The sequence below is a fragment of the Pseudomonas fluorescens genome, from assembly GCF_003732425.1.
GTDB classification, from domain to species: Bacteria; Pseudomonadota; Gammaproteobacteria; order Pseudomonadales; family Pseudomonadaceae; genus Aquipseudomonas; species Aquipseudomonas fluorescens_BE.
In genome coordinates this window covers 157,994-175,312 of record NZ_MOBX01000013.1, presented here as the reverse complement: position 1 = coordinate 175,312, position 17,319 = coordinate 157,994, and the positions used below count along the sequence as shown (strand labels likewise).

14 protein-coding genes and 1 pseudogene are annotated in these 17,319 nt (G+C 57.2%); 13 read left to right on the top strand and 2 right to left on the bottom strand.

Features of this window, described 5'->3' with window-relative positions; all coding sequences use genetic code 11:
• Positions 1-22 precede the first annotated feature (22 nt).
• The 10 genes and pseudogenes from BK670_RS11170 to BK670_RS11120 all read left to right on the top strand — a co-directional run.
• The gene (locus BK670_RS11170) at positions 23-811 is read left to right on the top strand and encodes an SDR family NAD(P)-dependent oxidoreductase (RefSeq protein ID WP_123449802.1); all 789 of its coding nucleotides are present in this window, start codon (positions 23-25) and stop codon (positions 809-811) included.
• A 71-nt stretch (positions 812-882) separates the two neighbouring features.
• Positions 883-1,752 carry an alpha/beta fold hydrolase gene (locus tag BK670_RS11165; RefSeq protein WP_123449801.1) on the top strand — a complete coding sequence of 290 codons (870 nt, stop codon included), beginning with the start codon at positions 883-885 and terminating at the stop codon, positions 1,750-1,752.
• Positions 1,753-1,798: 46 nt separating this feature from the next.
• Positions 1,799-2,797 (top strand): NADP-dependent oxidoreductase, encoded by a 999-nt coding sequence (locus tag BK670_RS11160; RefSeq protein WP_123449800.1) that lies wholly within the window; start codon positions 1,799-1,801, stop codon positions 2,795-2,797.
• A gap of 331 nt (positions 2,798-3,128) precedes the next feature.
• Complete coding sequence (locus tag BK670_RS11150; RefSeq protein WP_123449798.1) at positions 3,129-3,941, top strand: DUF1206 domain-containing protein; 813 nt, start codon at positions 3,129-3,131, stop codon at positions 3,939-3,941.
• Between the two features lie 101 nt (positions 3,942-4,042).
• Positions 4,043-4,945, top strand: coding sequence for a bestrophin family protein (locus BK670_RS11145; RefSeq protein WP_123449797.1), 903 nt, complete (start codon positions 4,043-4,045; stop codon positions 4,943-4,945).
• Between the two features lie 313 nt (positions 4,946-5,258).
• Positions 5,259-5,816: a GTP cyclohydrolase I FolE gene (gene folE, locus BK670_RS11140; RefSeq protein WP_077572935.1), complete on the top strand. Its 558-nt coding sequence runs from the start codon at positions 5,259-5,261 to the stop codon at positions 5,814-5,816.
• Positions 5,817-5,898: 82 nt separating this feature from the next.
• The gene (locus BK670_RS11135; protein ID WP_123449796.1) at positions 5,899-6,441 is read left to right on the top strand and encodes a DUF3833 domain-containing protein; all 543 of its coding nucleotides are present in this window, start codon (positions 5,899-5,901) and stop codon (positions 6,439-6,441) included.
• Positions 6,438-7,148, top strand: coding sequence for an SDR family NAD(P)-dependent oxidoreductase (locus BK670_RS11130; protein ID WP_123449795.1), 711 nt, complete (start codon positions 6,438-6,440; stop codon positions 7,146-7,148). The genes BK670_RS11135 and BK670_RS11130 overlap by 4 nt, the downstream gene beginning before the upstream one ends.
• A gap of 14 nt (positions 7,149-7,162) precedes the next feature.
• Positions 7,163-7,465 carry a DUF6482 family protein gene (locus tag BK670_RS11125; protein WP_123449794.1) on the top strand — a complete coding sequence of 101 codons (303 nt, stop codon included), beginning with the start codon at positions 7,163-7,165 and terminating at the stop codon, positions 7,463-7,465.
• Between the two features lie 53 nt (positions 7,466-7,518).
• A pseudogene (locus BK670_RS11120) lies at positions 7,519-7,932 on the top strand (XdhC family protein); the annotation flags it as partial.
• A gap of 373 nt (positions 7,933-8,305) precedes the next feature.
• Here the strand turns inward: BK670_RS11120 and BK670_RS11115 are convergent.
• Both BK670_RS11115 and BK670_RS11110 read right to left on the bottom strand, forming a co-directional pair.
• On the bottom strand, positions 8,306-9,241 hold the full coding sequence (locus BK670_RS11115; protein ID WP_123449793.1) for a DUF1848 domain-containing protein: 936 nt from the start codon (positions 9,239-9,241) through the stop codon (positions 8,306-8,308).
• Positions 9,231-10,040, bottom strand: a complete 810-nt coding sequence (locus BK670_RS11110) for a hypothetical protein (protein WP_148047022.1) — start codon at positions 10,038-10,040, stop codon at positions 9,231-9,233. Before BK670_RS11110 ends, BK670_RS11115 begins: the two co-directional genes overlap by 11 nt.
• Positions 10,041-10,515: 475 nt before the next feature.
• On the opposite strand from BK670_RS11110, the gene BK670_RS11105 reads away from it, so the two are divergent.
• The 3 genes from BK670_RS11105 to BK670_RS11095 all read left to right on the top strand — a co-directional run bounded on the left by BK670_RS11105 (position 10,516) and on the right by BK670_RS11095 (position 17,276).
• The gene (locus BK670_RS11105) at positions 10,516-12,921 is read left to right on the top strand and encodes a glucose/quinate/shikimate family membrane-bound PQQ-dependent dehydrogenase (protein WP_123449791.1); all 2,406 of its coding nucleotides are present in this window, start codon (positions 10,516-10,518) and stop codon (positions 12,919-12,921) included.
• 104 nt (positions 12,922-13,025) lie between these two features.
• Positions 13,026-14,324 carry a carbohydrate porin gene (locus BK670_RS11100; RefSeq protein ID WP_123449790.1) on the top strand — a complete coding sequence of 433 codons (1,299 nt, stop codon included), beginning with the start codon at positions 13,026-13,028 and terminating at the stop codon, positions 14,322-14,324.
• A gap of 345 nt (positions 14,325-14,669) precedes the next feature.
• The gene (locus BK670_RS11095; RefSeq protein ID WP_148047021.1) at positions 14,670-17,276 is read left to right on the top strand and encodes a hypothetical protein; all 2,607 of its coding nucleotides are present in this window, start codon (positions 14,670-14,672) and stop codon (positions 17,274-17,276) included.
• Positions 17,277-17,319 lie beyond the last annotated feature (43 nt).

Below are 17,319 nucleotides of genomic sequence, written 5' to 3'. Positions count from 1 at the left end.
CATCCTCAAAGAGAGATAAACCATGAGCACTCGCCCTACTGTTCTGATCACTGGCGCCTCCACCGGCATCGGCGCCGTCTACGCCGAACGCTTTGCGCAACGCGGCCACGATCTGGTGCTGGTCGCCCGCGATCAGGCGCGCCTCGACGCACTGGCCGCGCGCTTGCGCAGCGAACATGGCGTCGCCGTCGATGTGATCCCGGCGGACCTGACCCAACCCGGCGATCTGACCACCGTTGAAAGCCGTCTGCGCGACGACGCCCGCATCGGCATCCTCGTCAATAACGCCGGCGCCGCGCTGTCCGGCCATTTCGTCGAGCAAAGCACCGACAAAGTGGCGCAACTGGTCGCCCTCAACACCACCGCGCTGGTGCGGCTCGCCAGCGCTATTGCTCCACGCCTGGCCAAGGCCGGTGACGGTGCGATCATCAACATCGGTTCGGTGGTGGGTCTGGCACCGGAGTTCGGCATGACGGTCTATGGCGCAACCAAGGCGTTCGTGCTGTTCCTGTCCCAGGGCCTGAGCCTGGAACTGTCGCCTCAGGGTGTCTACGTGCAGGCCGTGTTGCCCGCCGCAACGCGCACGGAAATCTGGGATCGCTCCGGCGTCGACATCAACACCCTGAGCGAAATCATGGAAGTGGGTGATCTGGTGGATGCCGCCCTCGTCGGCTTCGATCGTCGCGAACCGGTGACCATCCCGCCGCTGCACGAGGCGCAGCGCTGGGATGTCCTGCAGGAAGCACGTCTGGGCCTGATCGGGCAAATCCGACAGTCAGCGGTTGCCCAGCGCTACCAGACGCCAGAGTGATCTTTAGGTAGCAAGGATTCGATGCAGGCGTAAGGCGCGGCATCGAATCCGTCCTGCAATCCGGAGCAGTCATGAATTCAGCACAGACAAATCCCCCTTCGGGTTCGCCAACGTCGTTCATCAACGCGGCGAACCAGTCGATCACCGTCAATGGCATTCCCTTCGCCTACCGCGACACCGGGCCCGCTAACGGCGTACCACTCGTACTGTTCAATCATTGGGGCGCGGTGCTGGACAACTTCGACCCCGCAATCATCGATGGCCTGGCGCAAACCCGACGCATCATCACCACCGACTATCGCGGTATCGGCGGCTCAGGTGGAACCGCGCCACTGACCGTCGGCGAGATGGCTGACGATGCCATCCAGTTGATCCGCGCGTTGGGGCTGGAAACCGTGGATGTGCTCGGTTTCTCCCTCGGCGGCTTCGTCGCTCAGGACATCGCCCTGAAGGCGCCTGATCTGATCCGGCGGTTGATACTGACCGGCACCGGGCCGGCCGGCGGCAGCGGTATCGACAAGGTTGGCCCGGTGTCGTGGCCTTTGATCCTGAAAGGCTTGCTGACCCTGCGCGATCCCAAGCTCTACCTGTTCTTCACCTCGACAGCCAATGGCCGCCGATCCGCCTCGCAGTATCTGCAGCGCCTGCGAGCACGCCAAACCAATCGCGACCAAGGCCCGACGCCTCGCGCTTTCCTGCGCCAGTTGCAAGCGATCACCGCGTGGGGCAAACAGCCGTCGCAAGACCTCGGGCGTTTGCGCACGCCGACGCTGGTGGTCAACGGCGACACCGACATCATGGTGCCCAGTGTCAATTCGTTTGAGCTGGCCAAACGTATTCCCAACGCGGAGCTGGTGATTTATCAGGATGCCGGTCACGGCGGCATTTTTCAGCACCACGTTGATTTTGTTGCCAGGGCGCAGGCGTTCCTCGATGCCTGACCACGCACCGGCTACCCTCCCTACAACCGACAAGAGCCGCCCTCCGATGAAAGCCTTTCTGATTGATCGCTACGGCAAGCACCCCGGACGCATCGGCGAAGCACCTGCCCCCGCAGTAGGTCCTCACGACGTCTTGATCGAGGTCCACGCCAGTAGCGTCAACGTGCTGGACTCGAAGATCCGCACAGGCGAATTCAAGCTGATTTTGCCCTACGCGTTTCCACTGATTCTGGGCAACGATCTGGCAGGCGTGGTGACTGAGGTCGGCGCGCAAGTGACACGTTTCAAACCGGGAGACGAGGTGTACGCCCGCCCGCCGGAAACACGAATCGGCACTTTCGCCGAGTTGATCGCCGTGAACGAAAACGCGATCGCCCTCAAGCCGGCCAACACCAGCATGGCGCAAGCCGCATCCCTGCCCTTGGTGGCACTGACTGCCTGGCAAGTACTGGTCGACACCGCCCGACTGCAACAGGGCCAAAAGGTGCTGATTCACGCCGGTTCCGGCGGCGTCGGCACCGTTGCCATACGGCTTGCCAAACACCTCGGTGCCTTTGTCGCTACAACCACCAGCACCGCGAATGTCGGATGGGTCAAGGCGCTGGGGGCTGACGTGGTGATCGATTACAAACAGCAGAACTTCGACAGTGTCTTGCACGGCTATGACGTGGTGTTGAACAGCCTCGGCGCCGATGTTCTGGAGAAGTCACTCAAGGTACTCAAACCCGGTGGCCAACTGATTTCCATCTCTGGACCACCCACCGCGCAATTTGCAAAAGAGCAAGGCTTGTCCTGGCCCTTGCAGCAGGTCATGCGCCTGTTGAGCCTCGGCATTCGGCGCAAGGCACGCAAGCAGGACGTCAATTACGTGTTCGTGTTCATGCACGCCAACGGCGCCCAACTGCAACAGATCAGCGCACTGGTCGAGGCCGGCATCATCAACCCGGTGATTGATCGAACGTTCCCCTTTGAATCAACGGCAGAAGCATTGAATTACGTTGAGCAGGGACGCGCCAAGGGCAAAGTCGTTGTTTCGATCAAATGACTACGCCGCCTATTGATGAGTTATTCGAAGCCCCGGAACAACGCTCAGCACACCAGCGTTCAATATCCGGCCTGAGCGAATTGAATCCTTTAGGGTTGCAGGAGCAAGACGCTCAGCGAAAGGACGTCGCGCCTCTTGCACCTCCTGTGATCGTGTGGCGCAGGCTGATGCTGGAACAGTAGGAAACATCTGTTGAATAGCGTGTACGCATCAAGAGGGCGCCGTGTCGGGCGCCCTCTTCATTTATTGCGTGTTGCAGTCTTCGACTGTTCATAGAACGCCTCCCGGCGAGAGGGGTCTGCTCTCTTATCACCTCTCAGGAATACCTCCCATGTCCGCGCAACGCAACCTTGTCATCCTCGCTCGGGGAGGCTACGCCGCCCGAGGAATGCTGTATCTGATCATCGGTATCTTTGCGTTGCTGGCAGCCCAGGATTCAACCAGGCCGAAGGATAGCCACAAGAGTCTGGAAGCCTTGCTGGGCCAGCCTTTTGGCTATTTTCTGGTGGGGCTTGTCGTAGCGGGACTGCTCGCGTTTGCCGCCTGGCGTGTCCTGCAAGCCACGCGTGATGTTGATCATCACGGCAAAAAACTCAAAGGGCTGGTGATTCGCACAGGGCTGTTTGTGGGAGGTCTGGTCAACGGTGCTCTGGCGTTCTTCGCATTGGGCCTGCTGATCAGCGGGATTAACAGCTCGGGCAATTCCGCAGGACAAACCAAAGACTGGCTGGCGCATCTTCTGTCCTGGGAACACTCGAACTGGCTGGTGTACCTGATCGCCCTAGTTCCGCTTGGGGTGGGCATTGCTCACCTCATCAAGGGCTGGAAAGCGTCATTCGAGAAGTATTTCGAGGCTGACGAAGAGGTCATGCGCTACGTCCGCCCGGTCTCGCAGTTTGGTCTGATCGCGCGCGGCGTCGTGTTTATCGAGATTGCATTGCTGCTGGCAATCAGCGGTTCCACCTATCAGGCCATGGATCCACCGGGTATGAAGGAAGCGCTCGATGCGCTGCAGAATCTGCCCGCGGGCTGGCTGATCTTGATGGTGATGGCGTTGGGGCTGATTGCCTTCTCGGCCTACAGTTTGTCGGAAGCGTTCTGGCGCAAGATCAACATGGATGTGCCGGGAGTGGCGAGAACGTAGGGTGTAAATGACGTGGTCAAACACCACGGCCCGAACCTTTCCCACGAAAACACCGTCCGAGCTAAAGCGTTAACGCTTACCGCTCGCTACGAGGTTTCCGTTTGAAAGCTGCCATCGTCAAAAAATACCGATTGATCATCAAGACTCTGGGCTATGTCGGCTGGGCCTTGTTCTGGCTGTTGCTCTGGGACATCGCCGTCACCGTCGACTTCATGTTGTTTCTCAACACCAAGCTGAATTTACCCCTCATGCCCCTGACTTTGTTGGGTTCGGCGTTAATCGTACTGATCAGTTTCCGCAACAGCAGCGCTTACAACCGCTGGTGGGAAGCGCGGACGCTGTGGGGGTCGATGATCAACAACTCACGCAGCTTCGCCCGGCAGGTGCTGACGCTGCTGGACGACGCCGACAACGAGGTCAACCCGGTCAAGTCGACCCTGTTGCGCCGCCACGTCGCCTATGTGAATTGCCTCGCGGCCCATCTGCAAGGCCAGCCTTGTCCCGAGGAAGTGCGAGCGTTCATTCCCGCCGCTGAGTTCGCCCGCAGTGGCACCACCAATAACTTTGCCAACGACATCCTCACCGGCTCGGCGACCTTGCTCGCGCGGGAATACAAGGCCGGGCGCCTGGACAGCATTCGCCTGGCGCGGCTGGAGTCGACATTGGTGGACCTGTCCAACAGCCAGGGCGGCATGGAGCGGATTGCGAATACACCGCTGCCCTACCCTTATGTGTATTTCCCGCGACTGTTTATTTCGCTGTTTTGCCTGATCGTCCCGGTCGGTCTGGTGGAGTCCCTGGGCTGGTTCACCCCGCTGGCTTCAACCGTGGTCGGTTTTATGCTGCTGGCTATCGAGCGCATCGGCACCGATCTGCAAAGTCCGTTTCGCCACAGCGAACACCAGATTCAGATGGAAGCGCTGTGCGAAACCATCGAGAAGAACCTGCAGTCGATGCAGCGTGATTCCTTGGGTGACGTGCGCAGGATTGAAGAGAGCGTTTAAGGTGCAGGAAACGGGAACCGTCAGGAGGAATGACGGTTCTCTAATGACAACTGCATAACATCGTCGTGGTTACGCACCGCGCTCGCGCTTCTCCCGGAACGCTCACTGTCACTCCCCCTCTGCCTCCCGCCCATCGAGCGACCACACATTTTGCGATGTGAGGTTTTCGCATCTGCATAAAAAAGATTGCGGATTCATTGTCAGGTGATTTTTTTCAGCCTATCTTCAATAAAACCTATACAAAGCACTTCATTGCGTACAACTCTTTCGCTATGGATTGGCCTCACGCACAGCACTGCCGCGAGCACCTTGAATGAACCCACTATTAGCCAGCCATTACCGTGAAATTCTCGTCGGCGTCGGTGAAAACCCCGAGCGCGAAGGTCTGTTAGACACTCCCAAGCGCGCCGCCAAAGCGATGCAGTACCTGTGCAACGGCTACACGATGAGCCTGGAAGACGTCACCAACGGTGCCCTGTTCGAGTCGCAGAGCGATGAAATGGTCATCGTCAGCGACATCGAGCTGTATTCCCTCTGCGAGCACCACATGCTGCCCTTTATCGGCAAGGCGCATGTGGCGTACATCCCCACCGGCAGAGTCCTGGGGCTGTCGAAGGTGGCGCGGGTGGTCGACATGTTCGCGCGTCGCTTGCAGATCCAGGAAAACCTTACACGGCAGATTGCCGACGCCATCCAGCAGATTACCGATGCCGCCGGTGTGGCGGTGGTCATTGAAGCCAGGCACATGTGCATGATGATGCGCGGCGTTGAGAAGCAGAACTCGGTCATGACCTCCTCCGTAATGCTGGGCGCCTTCCGTGACAGCTCGACGACGCGGCAAGAGTTTCTGCAGCTGATCGGACGGCGATAAAGCTATACAGCACCAATTCACTGTACAAGCCAATAACTGACCACTTCACCCTCATCACCTGTGTGCTTCAGGGAGCAAGACCATGACCCGACTTCTGCTGTTACTGGCACTGGTACTCAGCGTCGCAAGCTGCGGCAGCGTGGATGTCGCCCGTTATGCCGATCAACAACCGGCCCTGGACCTGCAGCGTTTTTTCAGCCAGCCCGTCAAAGCCTGGGGGATGTTTCAGAAGCGTAGCGGTGAGGTGGTCAAGCGTTTCGAAGTCAACATCGTCAGCCGGCGTGAGGGCAACAACCTGATTCTCGACGAGCGCTTCCTCTATGGCGACGGCACCCGTCAACGCCGCGTCTGGACCCTCACGCCCGAGGGTCAGGGCCGCTGGAGCGGTCGCGCTGACGACGTGGTAGGTGTCGCCGAGGGCCAGGTCGCGGGCAACGCGTTGCACTGGCGTTATCGCCTGAACCTGCCGGTCGATGACTCGACTTACGAAATGAGCATGGACGACTGGATGTACTTGATGGACGAGGACACGCTGATCAACCGCACCAGCATGTCCAAGTTCGGCGTAGAGGTCGGCCAAGTGACACTGTTCTTCCGTCGCCAAGGCCCGGGAGTCAGCGAATGAGCCGCGCATTGACCCTGGCCTCGCTCGGCGACGGTTATCGCGCGCTGGTGATCGGCGCCAGTGGCGCCCTCGGCACAGCCTTTTGCGAACTGCTGAAACAGGATCCGCGCTGTGCCGGAGTGCGCGCGCTGGGGCGCCGTACCCTCCCCGCGCTCGACCTTGAACGACCCGAAACGATTGCCAGCGCCGCCACCGAGCTGGCAGCCGAAGCGCCGTATCAACTGATCATCCACGCGGCCGGGCTGCTCCATCGTGACGGGATCAAGCCGGAAAAAAGCTTCAGCACGATCGAGCCGGAGACGCTGCAAGCCGTGTTTCAAGTAAACACACTGGGGCCGGCATTGGTGTTGCGTCATTTTCTGCCGCTGCTCGATCCTCGGGGGGCGATGGCGATGCTTTCGGCCAAGGTCGGGAGCATTGGCGACAACCGATTGGGCGGCTGGTACGCCTACCGCGCCTCCAAGGCTGCGCTGAACATGCTGATCAAGACCGCCGCCATCGAGCTGGCACGCACGCGCCCGCAGAGCCGCTTGCTCAGTCTGCACCCGGGCACGGTGGTGTCGGGCTTGTCGCAACCTTTTCGCGGCGCCTCCAGCGCCCGTCCGGCAGACGTTGCCGCTGACCAGTTACTGACCTTGATTGACCAGTTGACGCCGGCCGACAGCGGCCATTTCTTTGCCTACGATGGAGAACGCCTACCCTGGTAGGCAAGGAGTGAAGCATGAACCTGCAAACCCTCACCGAACGTGCGGCCAACAGCGAAATACGCGAACTGGAACTGTTGTCACTCGAAGGTGGTTTTTATCTGGCGCGGATCCGCCTGGATCACGGCCAGTTCACCTTGCTGGATGACGCGGCCAAGCCGATGCACCTGCGCTCCATCACCCATCTGCGGGACTTGCTGCAGACCGTGCCGGCCTTTCCGTGCGTGCTGGTGCAGCAATGCGTGCACGACGAAATGTGCGGCCGCGATACAGGCCCGGTCGAAGAGCTGCGCATTCCGTTTTCGCTCACCACGCCTTAGTGAGTCGAGCAATGCCCTTCAACTCGCGATAAGCGGTGCCGACCTGTTTGTCGCGCACCCGCTACATCGAGACCTGGGCGATCGATGGCGTTGAGCGCATTGTCGGCATGCCGGATGATGTAGTCCGCGACTTCGCAGTCGATCTGCGCACCTGCATTGTCGCCTTGAGTCATGACCCCAAACTCGACGATCTGGCCCTGCTCGAAGCCCTTCACGGCCCGGCGTTCTACATCGGTGCCATCGGCTCGCGGCGCAACAGCCAGCTGCGCCGCGAACGCCTGATCGAACATTTTGGTGAAACCGAGGCGTCGTTTGAGCGCCTGCACGGGCCGATCGGCCTCTACATCGGCAGCAAAACACCTGCGGAAATTGCCGTCAGCGTGATGGCCGAGATTCTTGCCGCCAAGAATGGCGCCCACCTGCCGCAAGCGTTTTCCATTGCTAGGGTCAAAGCACTGGCTGAGTGAGTGGCCCTCTGCATCGCGTCGACGTCATCAAATGGCAACGACGCCAACCTTTATGCGCGACACAACTCAAAATTTTAAAACCTGCGTGATTGCGGGAGCAATTACGGTGCACAGGGCAAAGAGCCAACTCCTGCTTCGAATTGCCTCAGCAGAGGCTCGGCTACATCAGAGCCTCATCTTCACTCATTCTGCCTGAGAGTCATTGTTTTTTGCGCGAGTCAGGATGGCAGTCCTTATGACGCTCGCAAGGCACCGATTCGACAAACCAGACTCTATCAACAGGCGTTATTCTCCTTGTATGTGCTGCTCTGATACGTCCTAGTTATCCATCGCCCTTTTATCTACCTTAGACTCAGTCCTACATCGTCGTAAGTCAAAATAAAGACTGCTGGGATTTCACTGCCAGAAGCAAGTCAGGGTCAACGCCTTCCGCGCTGCCTACGAGAAACGGGCTATCAGGATCGTGATTCCGCTTATTTGAAATAACTCGTTCATGACTGAATGTCGCATAGCAATAAGAGCAACCGTGCAGGCAAGTATTATAGACCCCAACGTCAACGCTTTTGATACAGCCACACGACTCTCGTTGGCCCTTATCCTTGTCACCGCTCAAAGTAAGGCCGAACACCTCCTGTATCAACCGTTCATCAATACATTTGCCGTGCCCAATTCCGTTGACCTCGACTTCTTCGGCGCAGGTAAAAATCTCCATGCCGTACTGGGCAGCAGTCTTGGCCATGAAGTCTGTAAGTTTCTGCAAGCTATCTCGATCTGTTGCAATATCAGAACAAATCAACCCCTCAACATCCCGCAGGTTTTTTTCTGTCTTTTTATAGAAATCAGAGAAGCTCACTACAACACGTCGGGTATAACCGGCCAGGTTTTTTGCAATTTTCTGAAATAGACGTTTATGCTCTTCCAGAGGCAGTAAATTCGAAAGTAAAACGGGGTCGTACCGCCATATGACACGTCCTGCACCTAATTGGACGCTCAACTTTCTGAAGTCATCAATCGCTTTATACGGATTGGGAACCGAGCGTTCAATCGAACGCGGATACCCGGTTATCGTATACTGAAAGTAATAATTGAACCCCCTTTCATCCAGCTCCGAAAAATATGGCATTAAGTTTGTGGGGTTGCGAGTCCAGAAAACGATCGCTTCGACATCTTGCGCCAACATTGATACGCGACGTATTTGATTGTGATTAAAAGGGTTTCGCGTGAGTAAAAAGCCAGCCCGCACTCTTCTTATAAACCATTCGGCGTAAAATGCAGGAATATCGGTTCTCCGGCTAGCACTAATTATCACGTTTAACGCCCCAAAACACTGTCGAGTTCATATAAACTTTGGGCCTGACCTTTTGGAAAATTTCGTCTTCATAACGAAAGCCCGCCCATTCGCGGTTGCCTGCCTCTGAGCAATCAACATCAGCAGCTTCAAAGACTATTCGAATCTTTCTCTCAACATCAATTTCAGCCCTATCGTTTATGACTATAATTCCGCCATTCCACATCACACCTCTCAGCTTTTTGCCTAACCCTTTAAGATCAGCTTCATCAAGTTCAGAAATCAGGTAGGAACATAGCGCTATATCAAACTCCTCGTCGTCATCCCTGAGGGTATCGAGCCCCTCCATTACATCCGCATGCATGGTATCAAGTCTAAATAAAAGGTCACCTGCAACACTTTGAATGACATCACGAGCAACATCGTCCCACAACGGCTCAATATCCATTCTCGTTATGAAAATTCGATGCAGAGAGACGTCCTCAATTTCTTGCTTAAGGAACTCCAGGGTCGCATGTATGTCACTCCCCGGCCCCCCACCCAAAGAGAGAATTCGAATAGGTGCATATCTCAGGATATTATCCATGACATTTCCAGCCACGCGCCGTAAACCTGCTCGATTCTCTGCAGCATGGATGGGAAGAAACCGGATCACATAAAGCTTGCGCTTTTCGACGCAATCGTAGCTTACGTCATTATCATCAAAATACTGAAGTCGCAGGCACTCTACGCAGCTTGTTGAACGTGGCGTCCGGTCGGTGCATTTGGTCCATTTATTCCCATCAAGTTCAGCAAAAATATCAGAAACAATTTTTTCCATAAAATTCTGATCGTCCCAGAAATCATAACCCTTCTATCACTTTAATACTGGCTTATGGCTATCACCAGGTCAAGCTTGATAAGCAGGAACGATTCATTTTTCGGCGTTTTCAAGGTGTGCTTTGCAGGCATGCAACTCAACAGAAGCAAACTCTCGTAAATGTCGTCTGGTTGATACGCACTTAGGAGCAACATAAATGCCCGTTGGATGTGCTAATTCTCCGAGGAACGCTCGGAGTCTCTTCGATTCTCCCCATCTCTGAGTAGCTCAGGCTTAAACCTGTCAGAAATACCAAAGAACTGGTCAAAAAAAGCCTCTCGCTTCGGGTATTTAGAAAAATTCAGTCCTGAGGTTATAGCGCCCCTCCGTCAGGCGCGCGATTCAGCAACGAACTACGCTTCATTCTGAAATAGTGATTTAACTAGGTAGTTACCTATCTATATAATGCCCTCCTCATTTCAACGGGACATTTAACGTGAAGCAGAGTCAACGCCTCTCGGGCATATCAAAATTCATTCTGGTCGGGCTCGGGGTGATCATCGCCCTGCTCGGCTTGGCGCTCGCTGCTGGCGGCGTGAAGTTGGTCAGCCTGGGAGGGTCGTGGTACTTCCTGATCGGTGGGCTGGTGATGGCCCTCTCCGGCCTGCTGATCGCGCGCTTCAAGCTGACCGGCGCGTGGCTGTTTGCAGCTTTCCTTGTCGGGACCGCGATCTGGGCCGTGAGCGATGCCGGGCTGGTGTTCTGGCCGGTGTTCTCGCGCCTGTTCATGTTCAGTGTAATCGGCCTGGTGGTGGCGCTGGTTTATCCGCTGCTCAAGCGTGCCAACGGTGGCGTTGCGGGTCGCGGCGCTTACGCAGTGGCGGCGGTGCTGGCGGTCGGCGTGGTTGTGGCGGCCGGCAATATGTTCGTCGCTCACCCGACCGTAGCGGCCACCGGCACTGGCCCGGGCCTGACCCCGGTCGAGCCGGACAAAGCGCAAAAGGACTGGGCGCACTACGGTAATACCGAAGGCGGCAGCCGCTTCGCCGCGCTGGACCAGATCAATCGCACCAACGTCGACAAGCTGAAAGTCGCGTGGACCTACCACACCGGTGACGTCGCCGAGAGCGATGGCAACGGCGCTGAAGATCAGCTGACCCCGCTGCAGGTCGGCAACAAGGTGTTCATCTGCACCCCGCACAACAACCTGATCGCCCTCGATGCCGACACCGGTAAAGAGCTGTGGAAGAACGCGATCAACGCCCAGTCGAAAGTCTGGCAGCGTTGCCGTGGCATGGCCTATTTCGACGCCACCACTGCCATTGCTCAGCCAGCCAACTCGACCATCATCGAAGCCAAACCGGCGCCGGCCGCCAATTGCCAGCGTCGTCTGCTGACCAACACCATCGATGCCCGTTTGATCGCGGTCGATGCTGACACTGGCGAGTTCTGCCAGGGTTTCGGCAACAACGGCCAGGTCGATCTGAAGGCCGGTCTGGGTGATGTTCCGGACAGCTACTATCAATTGTCCTCGGCGCCGCTGATGGCCGGCACCACCGTGGTGGTTGGCGGTCGCGTGGCTGACAACGTGCAGGCCGACATGCCCGGCGGCGTGATCCGTGGTTTCGACGTGATCACTGGCGCCATGCGCTGGGCCTTCGACCCGGGCAACCCGCAGGATAAAAAGGCGCCGGCCGACGGCAGCACCTATGTGCGCAGCACGCCGAACAGCTGGGCACCGATGTCCTACGACCCGGCGACCAATACCGTGTTCCTGCCGATGGGCAGTTCGTCCACCGACATCTACGGTGTCGAGCGCAGCAAACTCGATCACACCTACGGCGCCTCGATCCTCGCGCTTGACGCCACCAGCGGTGAAGAGCGTTGGGTGTTCCAGACCGTGCACAACGATCTGTGGGACTTCGACCTGCCGATGCAACCGAGCCTGATCGACTTCACCAAGGACGGCAAAACCGTACCGGCCGTGGTCATCGGCACCAAGGCCGGGCAGATCTACGTGCTCGACCGTGCCACCGGCAAACCGCTGACCGACGTTAAAGAAGTACCGGTCAAAGCGGCAAATATCCCGAACGAACCGTACTCGCCAACCCAGCCGAAATCGCTGGGCATGCCGCAGATCGGTGCGCAACACCTGACTGAATCGGACATGTGGGGCGCAACCCCTTACGACCAGTTGCTCTGCCGCATCGACTTCAAAGGCATGCGCTACGACGGCCTGTACACCGCGCCGGGCACCGATAAATCGCTGAGTTTCCCGGGTTCGCTGGGCGGCATGAACTGGGGCAGCATCTCCACTGACCCGGTGCACGGCTTCATCTTCGTCAACGACATGCGCCTGGGCCTGTGGATTCAGATGATCCCGTCGCAGAACAAAGGCCAGGCCGCTGGCGGTGGCGAAGCGCTGAACACTGGTATGGGCGCTGTGCCGTTGAAAGGCACGCCGTACGCAGTGAACAAAAACCGCTTCCTGTCGGTAGCCGGCATTCCGTGCCAGGCCCCACCGTTCGGCACACTGACCGCGATCGATATGAAGACGCAGAAAGTCGCCTGGCAGGTTCCGGTCGGCACCGTTGAAGACACCGGTCCACTGGGCATCCGCATGCACCTGCCGATCAAGATCGGTCTGCCAACCCTCGGCGGCACCCTGTCGACCCAAGGTGGCCTGATCTTTATCGCCGGCACCCAGGACTTCTACCTGCGCGCCTTCAACAGCGGCAACGGTGAGGAAGTCTGGAAAGCACGTCTGCCAGTCGGCAGTCAGGGCGGCCCGATGACCTATGTTTCGCCGAAAACCGGCAAGCAGTACGTCGTCATCACCGCCGGTGGTGCGCGTCAGTCGACCGATCGCGGCGACTACGTGATGGCTTACGCCCTGCCGTAAACCCCTGCGTCCACGTTAAACGCGGACGCTTGCTTTGAGCGCGGCACCTTCGGGTGCCGCGCTGCTTTCCCCCTATTGCTCAAGTTTTCTGCAGGAAGATTTACATGCTATCGGCTGTTGGTTTTTCCCGTTCCGACCTGTTCAAAGGCCTGTTGCTGGGCGTCGCGTGCACCACCACCCTCCCCGCGCTGGCCGACAACGATTCCGATCTGTTGACCCGCAGCACCCTCACCGGTGACTGGGGTGGCTTGCGTCATCAGATGGATGAACAAGGCATCAAATTCACCGGCGACTACAGCGGCGAGACTGCTTATAACGCGGATGGCGGCCTGCACCGCTCGGCGCGCTACTCGCAGAACATCAAGCTCGGCGTGCAGTTCGACCTGAGCAAACTGTACGGCGTCGACAACGCCGGCAAGGTCCAGTTGACCATCAACGACCGTCGCGGCAATAGCGCCTCCGAAGACCTCGTCGGCAACCGTCTGCCGATCCAGGAAAACTACGGTGGCCTGTACACGCGCCTGACCGAGCTGAGTTACGAGCGCACGCTGTTTACCCCGGCGCTCAATGTGAAACTCGGTTACATGGCCATGGGCAACGACCTCGGTGGCCTCGACAGCGGCATTCTGTGCAACTTCATGAACGCCGGTTTCTGCGGACATCCGCTGAACATGTCCGGCGGCAGCGGCTGGACCAACTACCCCAATGCGCATTTGGGCGTGCGGGTGAAATACGACCTGTCGCCGTCGTGGCAAGTGCGCGTGGCCGCGTTCAACGTCGATCCGGAAAGCAATGGCAACTCCAGCCGTGCCTGGCACTTGGGACCGAAACACACCACCGGCACCGTGGTGCCGATCGAGTTGGTGTACAAACACGCGGGTGATCTGCCTGGTGAGTACAAAGTCGGCTACTACTACGACAGCTCCGACGTTAAGCGCATCGGCAGTGACAAAGAAGTGTCCGGTCGTGGCGGTCATTATCTGCTGATCGACCAAGCCGTCTGGAACTCGCCGACGTCCGAAGGCCGCAGCCTGCACGCCTTCGGGCAATATTCGGCGGCCAGTGAAGCGGCTTCGCCGTTCAGCAAGTGGTACGGCACCGGCGTGGTGCTGTACAAACCGTTCGAAGGTCGCCCGCGCGACACCGTCGCGCTGGGTTATGGCCGCGCCGTGCCGAACCCGCGTAGCCGTGACGTTTTGCAGGACGCCGCATTGAACAATGGCACGGCGTTCCCGAACCTGGACAGCGCCGAGCAATTGATCGAACTCGGCTACGGCTATCAAGCCACGCCTTGGCTGACGTTGCGCCCGAACGTGCAATACATCATCGAGCCGGGCGCGTTTTCCGGGCAGAGCATCGACAATGCGCTGGTGTTTGGTTTGCAGGTGAAAGCGGCGCTCTGATGTCGGCCAAGCGGCAGACAATATGATTTTGTCCCACCTGGCTCATTTTCTGAACGGGTGGGCGATTTCGCTATGGAAGCGGGTGTGTTTTCGACAATTGAAGATCAAGCCAGTCTGTCAATTGACTCAACGATGAGCCCGATTCCGGGTGCATGGACGGCTGCAGCAATACCGGGGAAATCGCGTTATTCAGGTCCATCACCTGTGGGCGAATGCTTGAAAACACTCTTGGCTCGGCGTCATTTGCAGAGGTAAAAACGCCCTGTCCATAGCTTTCTTTTGGCAGTCGATTGTGGAATCGTTGGCATAACGCCAAGCCACCAGCCAGGGAAGAAATTCAAGCAAATGGATCGAACCAATCGACTGATGTACAGCGAGCAGAACGTCCTGCTGGCCACAGGTAACGCTTTATCGGGCAGGTCTGGACAGCTTCGACTCTTGTGCAATGCCGACACGACGTTTTTGGCCAAATCCAAGCAAGAATTCCACTGCCTGACCTGTAAAGCGGGAAGTGAGGGCGGATGGATGATGCTGATTCATAACGTGCTCTATGGCGCAGGGTGTCCGATCTGCCGACACTCCAGCACGTTAATCCATGAAATGAGCACACGTTTTCCGTCCCATCGATTAGTGGTGACCACCCACCGGTGCGGCCCCCCCGTCTCCTCTGCAACTCGCTACCAGCTGTTCCCCGCCCCCGACGAACTGCCTGAAGACTTTGGGTGGCAACCGGAAAGCCTTGGACGCTCTGCCATTACCGCAGCGCTGCGTGAGGGCCGCAGGCCTGGCGAGAAAGTCGAGCGCTATTACCAAGACTCCGTCATTGCGTACAAAGAATTTACCGATTGCTTCCCCAAAGGCTTGATTCGCTACAAAGGGACTGAAGCGCCTGGAAAGACTAGCCCGGGCCCTTTTTTTGAAATTCAGACCGAAACCAGGTTGATGCGCAGCCCTGTCAGTACCCCGTACTTCAGTTTGCCGGGGCTGCGTAAAATCTGTCGGCAGGAACGAAATGATCGCGTCTACAACAAAAAATTGATCCGATCGGCCCATCTAAATGGTGCAGAAATCCTTGCCTATGAGCAGCACTCCGGCAAAGGGCTGATGATCAAGTACAAGAATCGTATGGGGGATATTCGAACCGATACACCGGGGCGGATCAAAGAGTTGTACTGGGGACAAACCTGGATCAGAAAAGCCGAGAAACTGACCGCAATCATCATGCAGGCGTTATTTCCCTCGACGACATGGGCGTTCAATCGAGGCTACAGCGATTTCCTTCGCTACATCTCAGAGTCCGGAACCGTTTCGGTATTGGAGCTCGATGGTTTCAATCCGGAGCATGGGTTGGCCTTTGAGTATCAAGGCGTTCAGCACTACATGGCGCTGACCGATACACAAGAGGCAAAGGACAGGCTGAAGGAGATCCAGCGGCGCGACGTGTTCAAAGTCGAGCAGTGCAAGAAATCACGTATTTCGCTGGTCGTGGTACCCAACCTGGACCTCGACCCGGAAACGTTTTTGCGGACAATTCTTGAACTGTTAGCCGCACTCGATCGACAGCCAGTTAATGCCACGCCGGATTTGGACATCATCTGGGCTAACTGGAATAGTGCCTGCCAAAATCCATTACAACGGTTCCAGGCCAAGGTGGTAGAAAAATTAGGAAAGCACACACTTGTCTCGCCGTTAATGGAACGCATCACTCGTACGACTTTGGTCACCTATGAGTGCAGTCTCTGCGCCACCCTGAACGAGGTGGCGTCCAGAAGTCTGGCCGACGGTAAAGTCCGGACTTACTGCAGCGCCTGCAAGGGCCAGAAAACAGGTCAGGCCCGAAGTCAAAAACGCCTCGATCTCTGGGAGGAAAAATTCGCTCTGCCCCGCAGTTTCATCAACAATTTGCGAACAACTCCGATGGAGTCCCGCTATTTTCGCTTCATCTGTGGTCGCCAGCACGTCACCGCAATCCATAACCCCGAACATGCTCAACTCCATATGAACAATGGCGAGTTCGAATGCCCGACCTGCCGAAGCCTGGTATTAGGGATATCGGCTCAGCAGGTTGTCCCGCAGGCTCAATACCGCCTTGATTTCAACCGCAGCATCGAGTTGCTGGGACTAAAGATTGTCGAAGATCTGCCCTATCAGGAGGGACAGATGGCGGCAAAGGTCATGTGTGCCGCCGGCGAGCATTCTTTTGTGCTGCTCAGGCCCGATTTACGCCGGTTTCAACGAGGTTTTTTTCAGGATCGCAGCCTGATCCCGTCAGCTTGTCTTGACTGCTGCTACCCCGGCGTCACAGTGGGTTATGGGGATGTCTTGATGGGCACGGTTTTTCACCGCCTCAGTTCATTGCGCGGAATGTACCCAAACGTACGTTACGTGACCGGTTTTGATGTTGAAGGCTGGAAAGAGGAACACTTTAACTGTGGCGAAACTCTCCCTGACGGGAGTCCGCATCCTGATTTTTCAATTTCATGGCGAAACCTGCAGCGGGCGGGTAAAGCCAGGCCCACCACTCATGTGTGCAATGCGTGTGGAGTCAGCAACGGTGATATTGGCAATCGCGGTAAATCCATACGCGATCTTGAGGCGGTCATGGTGCTGCTCCGACATGAACTTCACAGGCACAAGCCTTTCACCCAGACCTGCTATTCGCCTACGGTTACCTATCATGAAGGGCCGTTTGATCCGAGCACGGAAGTGGTGAGCACTACCAAAACCAAGCTCACTTTCTGGTGTGGTGTAGTCGGCCATGAGTCGGTGACGGCTACCAAGGACAACTATTTCAACCGGGCTCCCACCAAGGGCGCCGGATTCTGCAAGAAATGTGTGAACGCCGCGGGGCTAATCAAAGCGCCCCTCCCTGCCCCTGTTCCAGGTCCAGTCAAGCAATTGTTGCCTTGTACTCTGCGTGTTCGCACTCGTCACGTAGAGACGGATCAATAAGTTAATCGTTGGCGAGGTCGCCAGGGCGTAAAGCCCTGGCAGA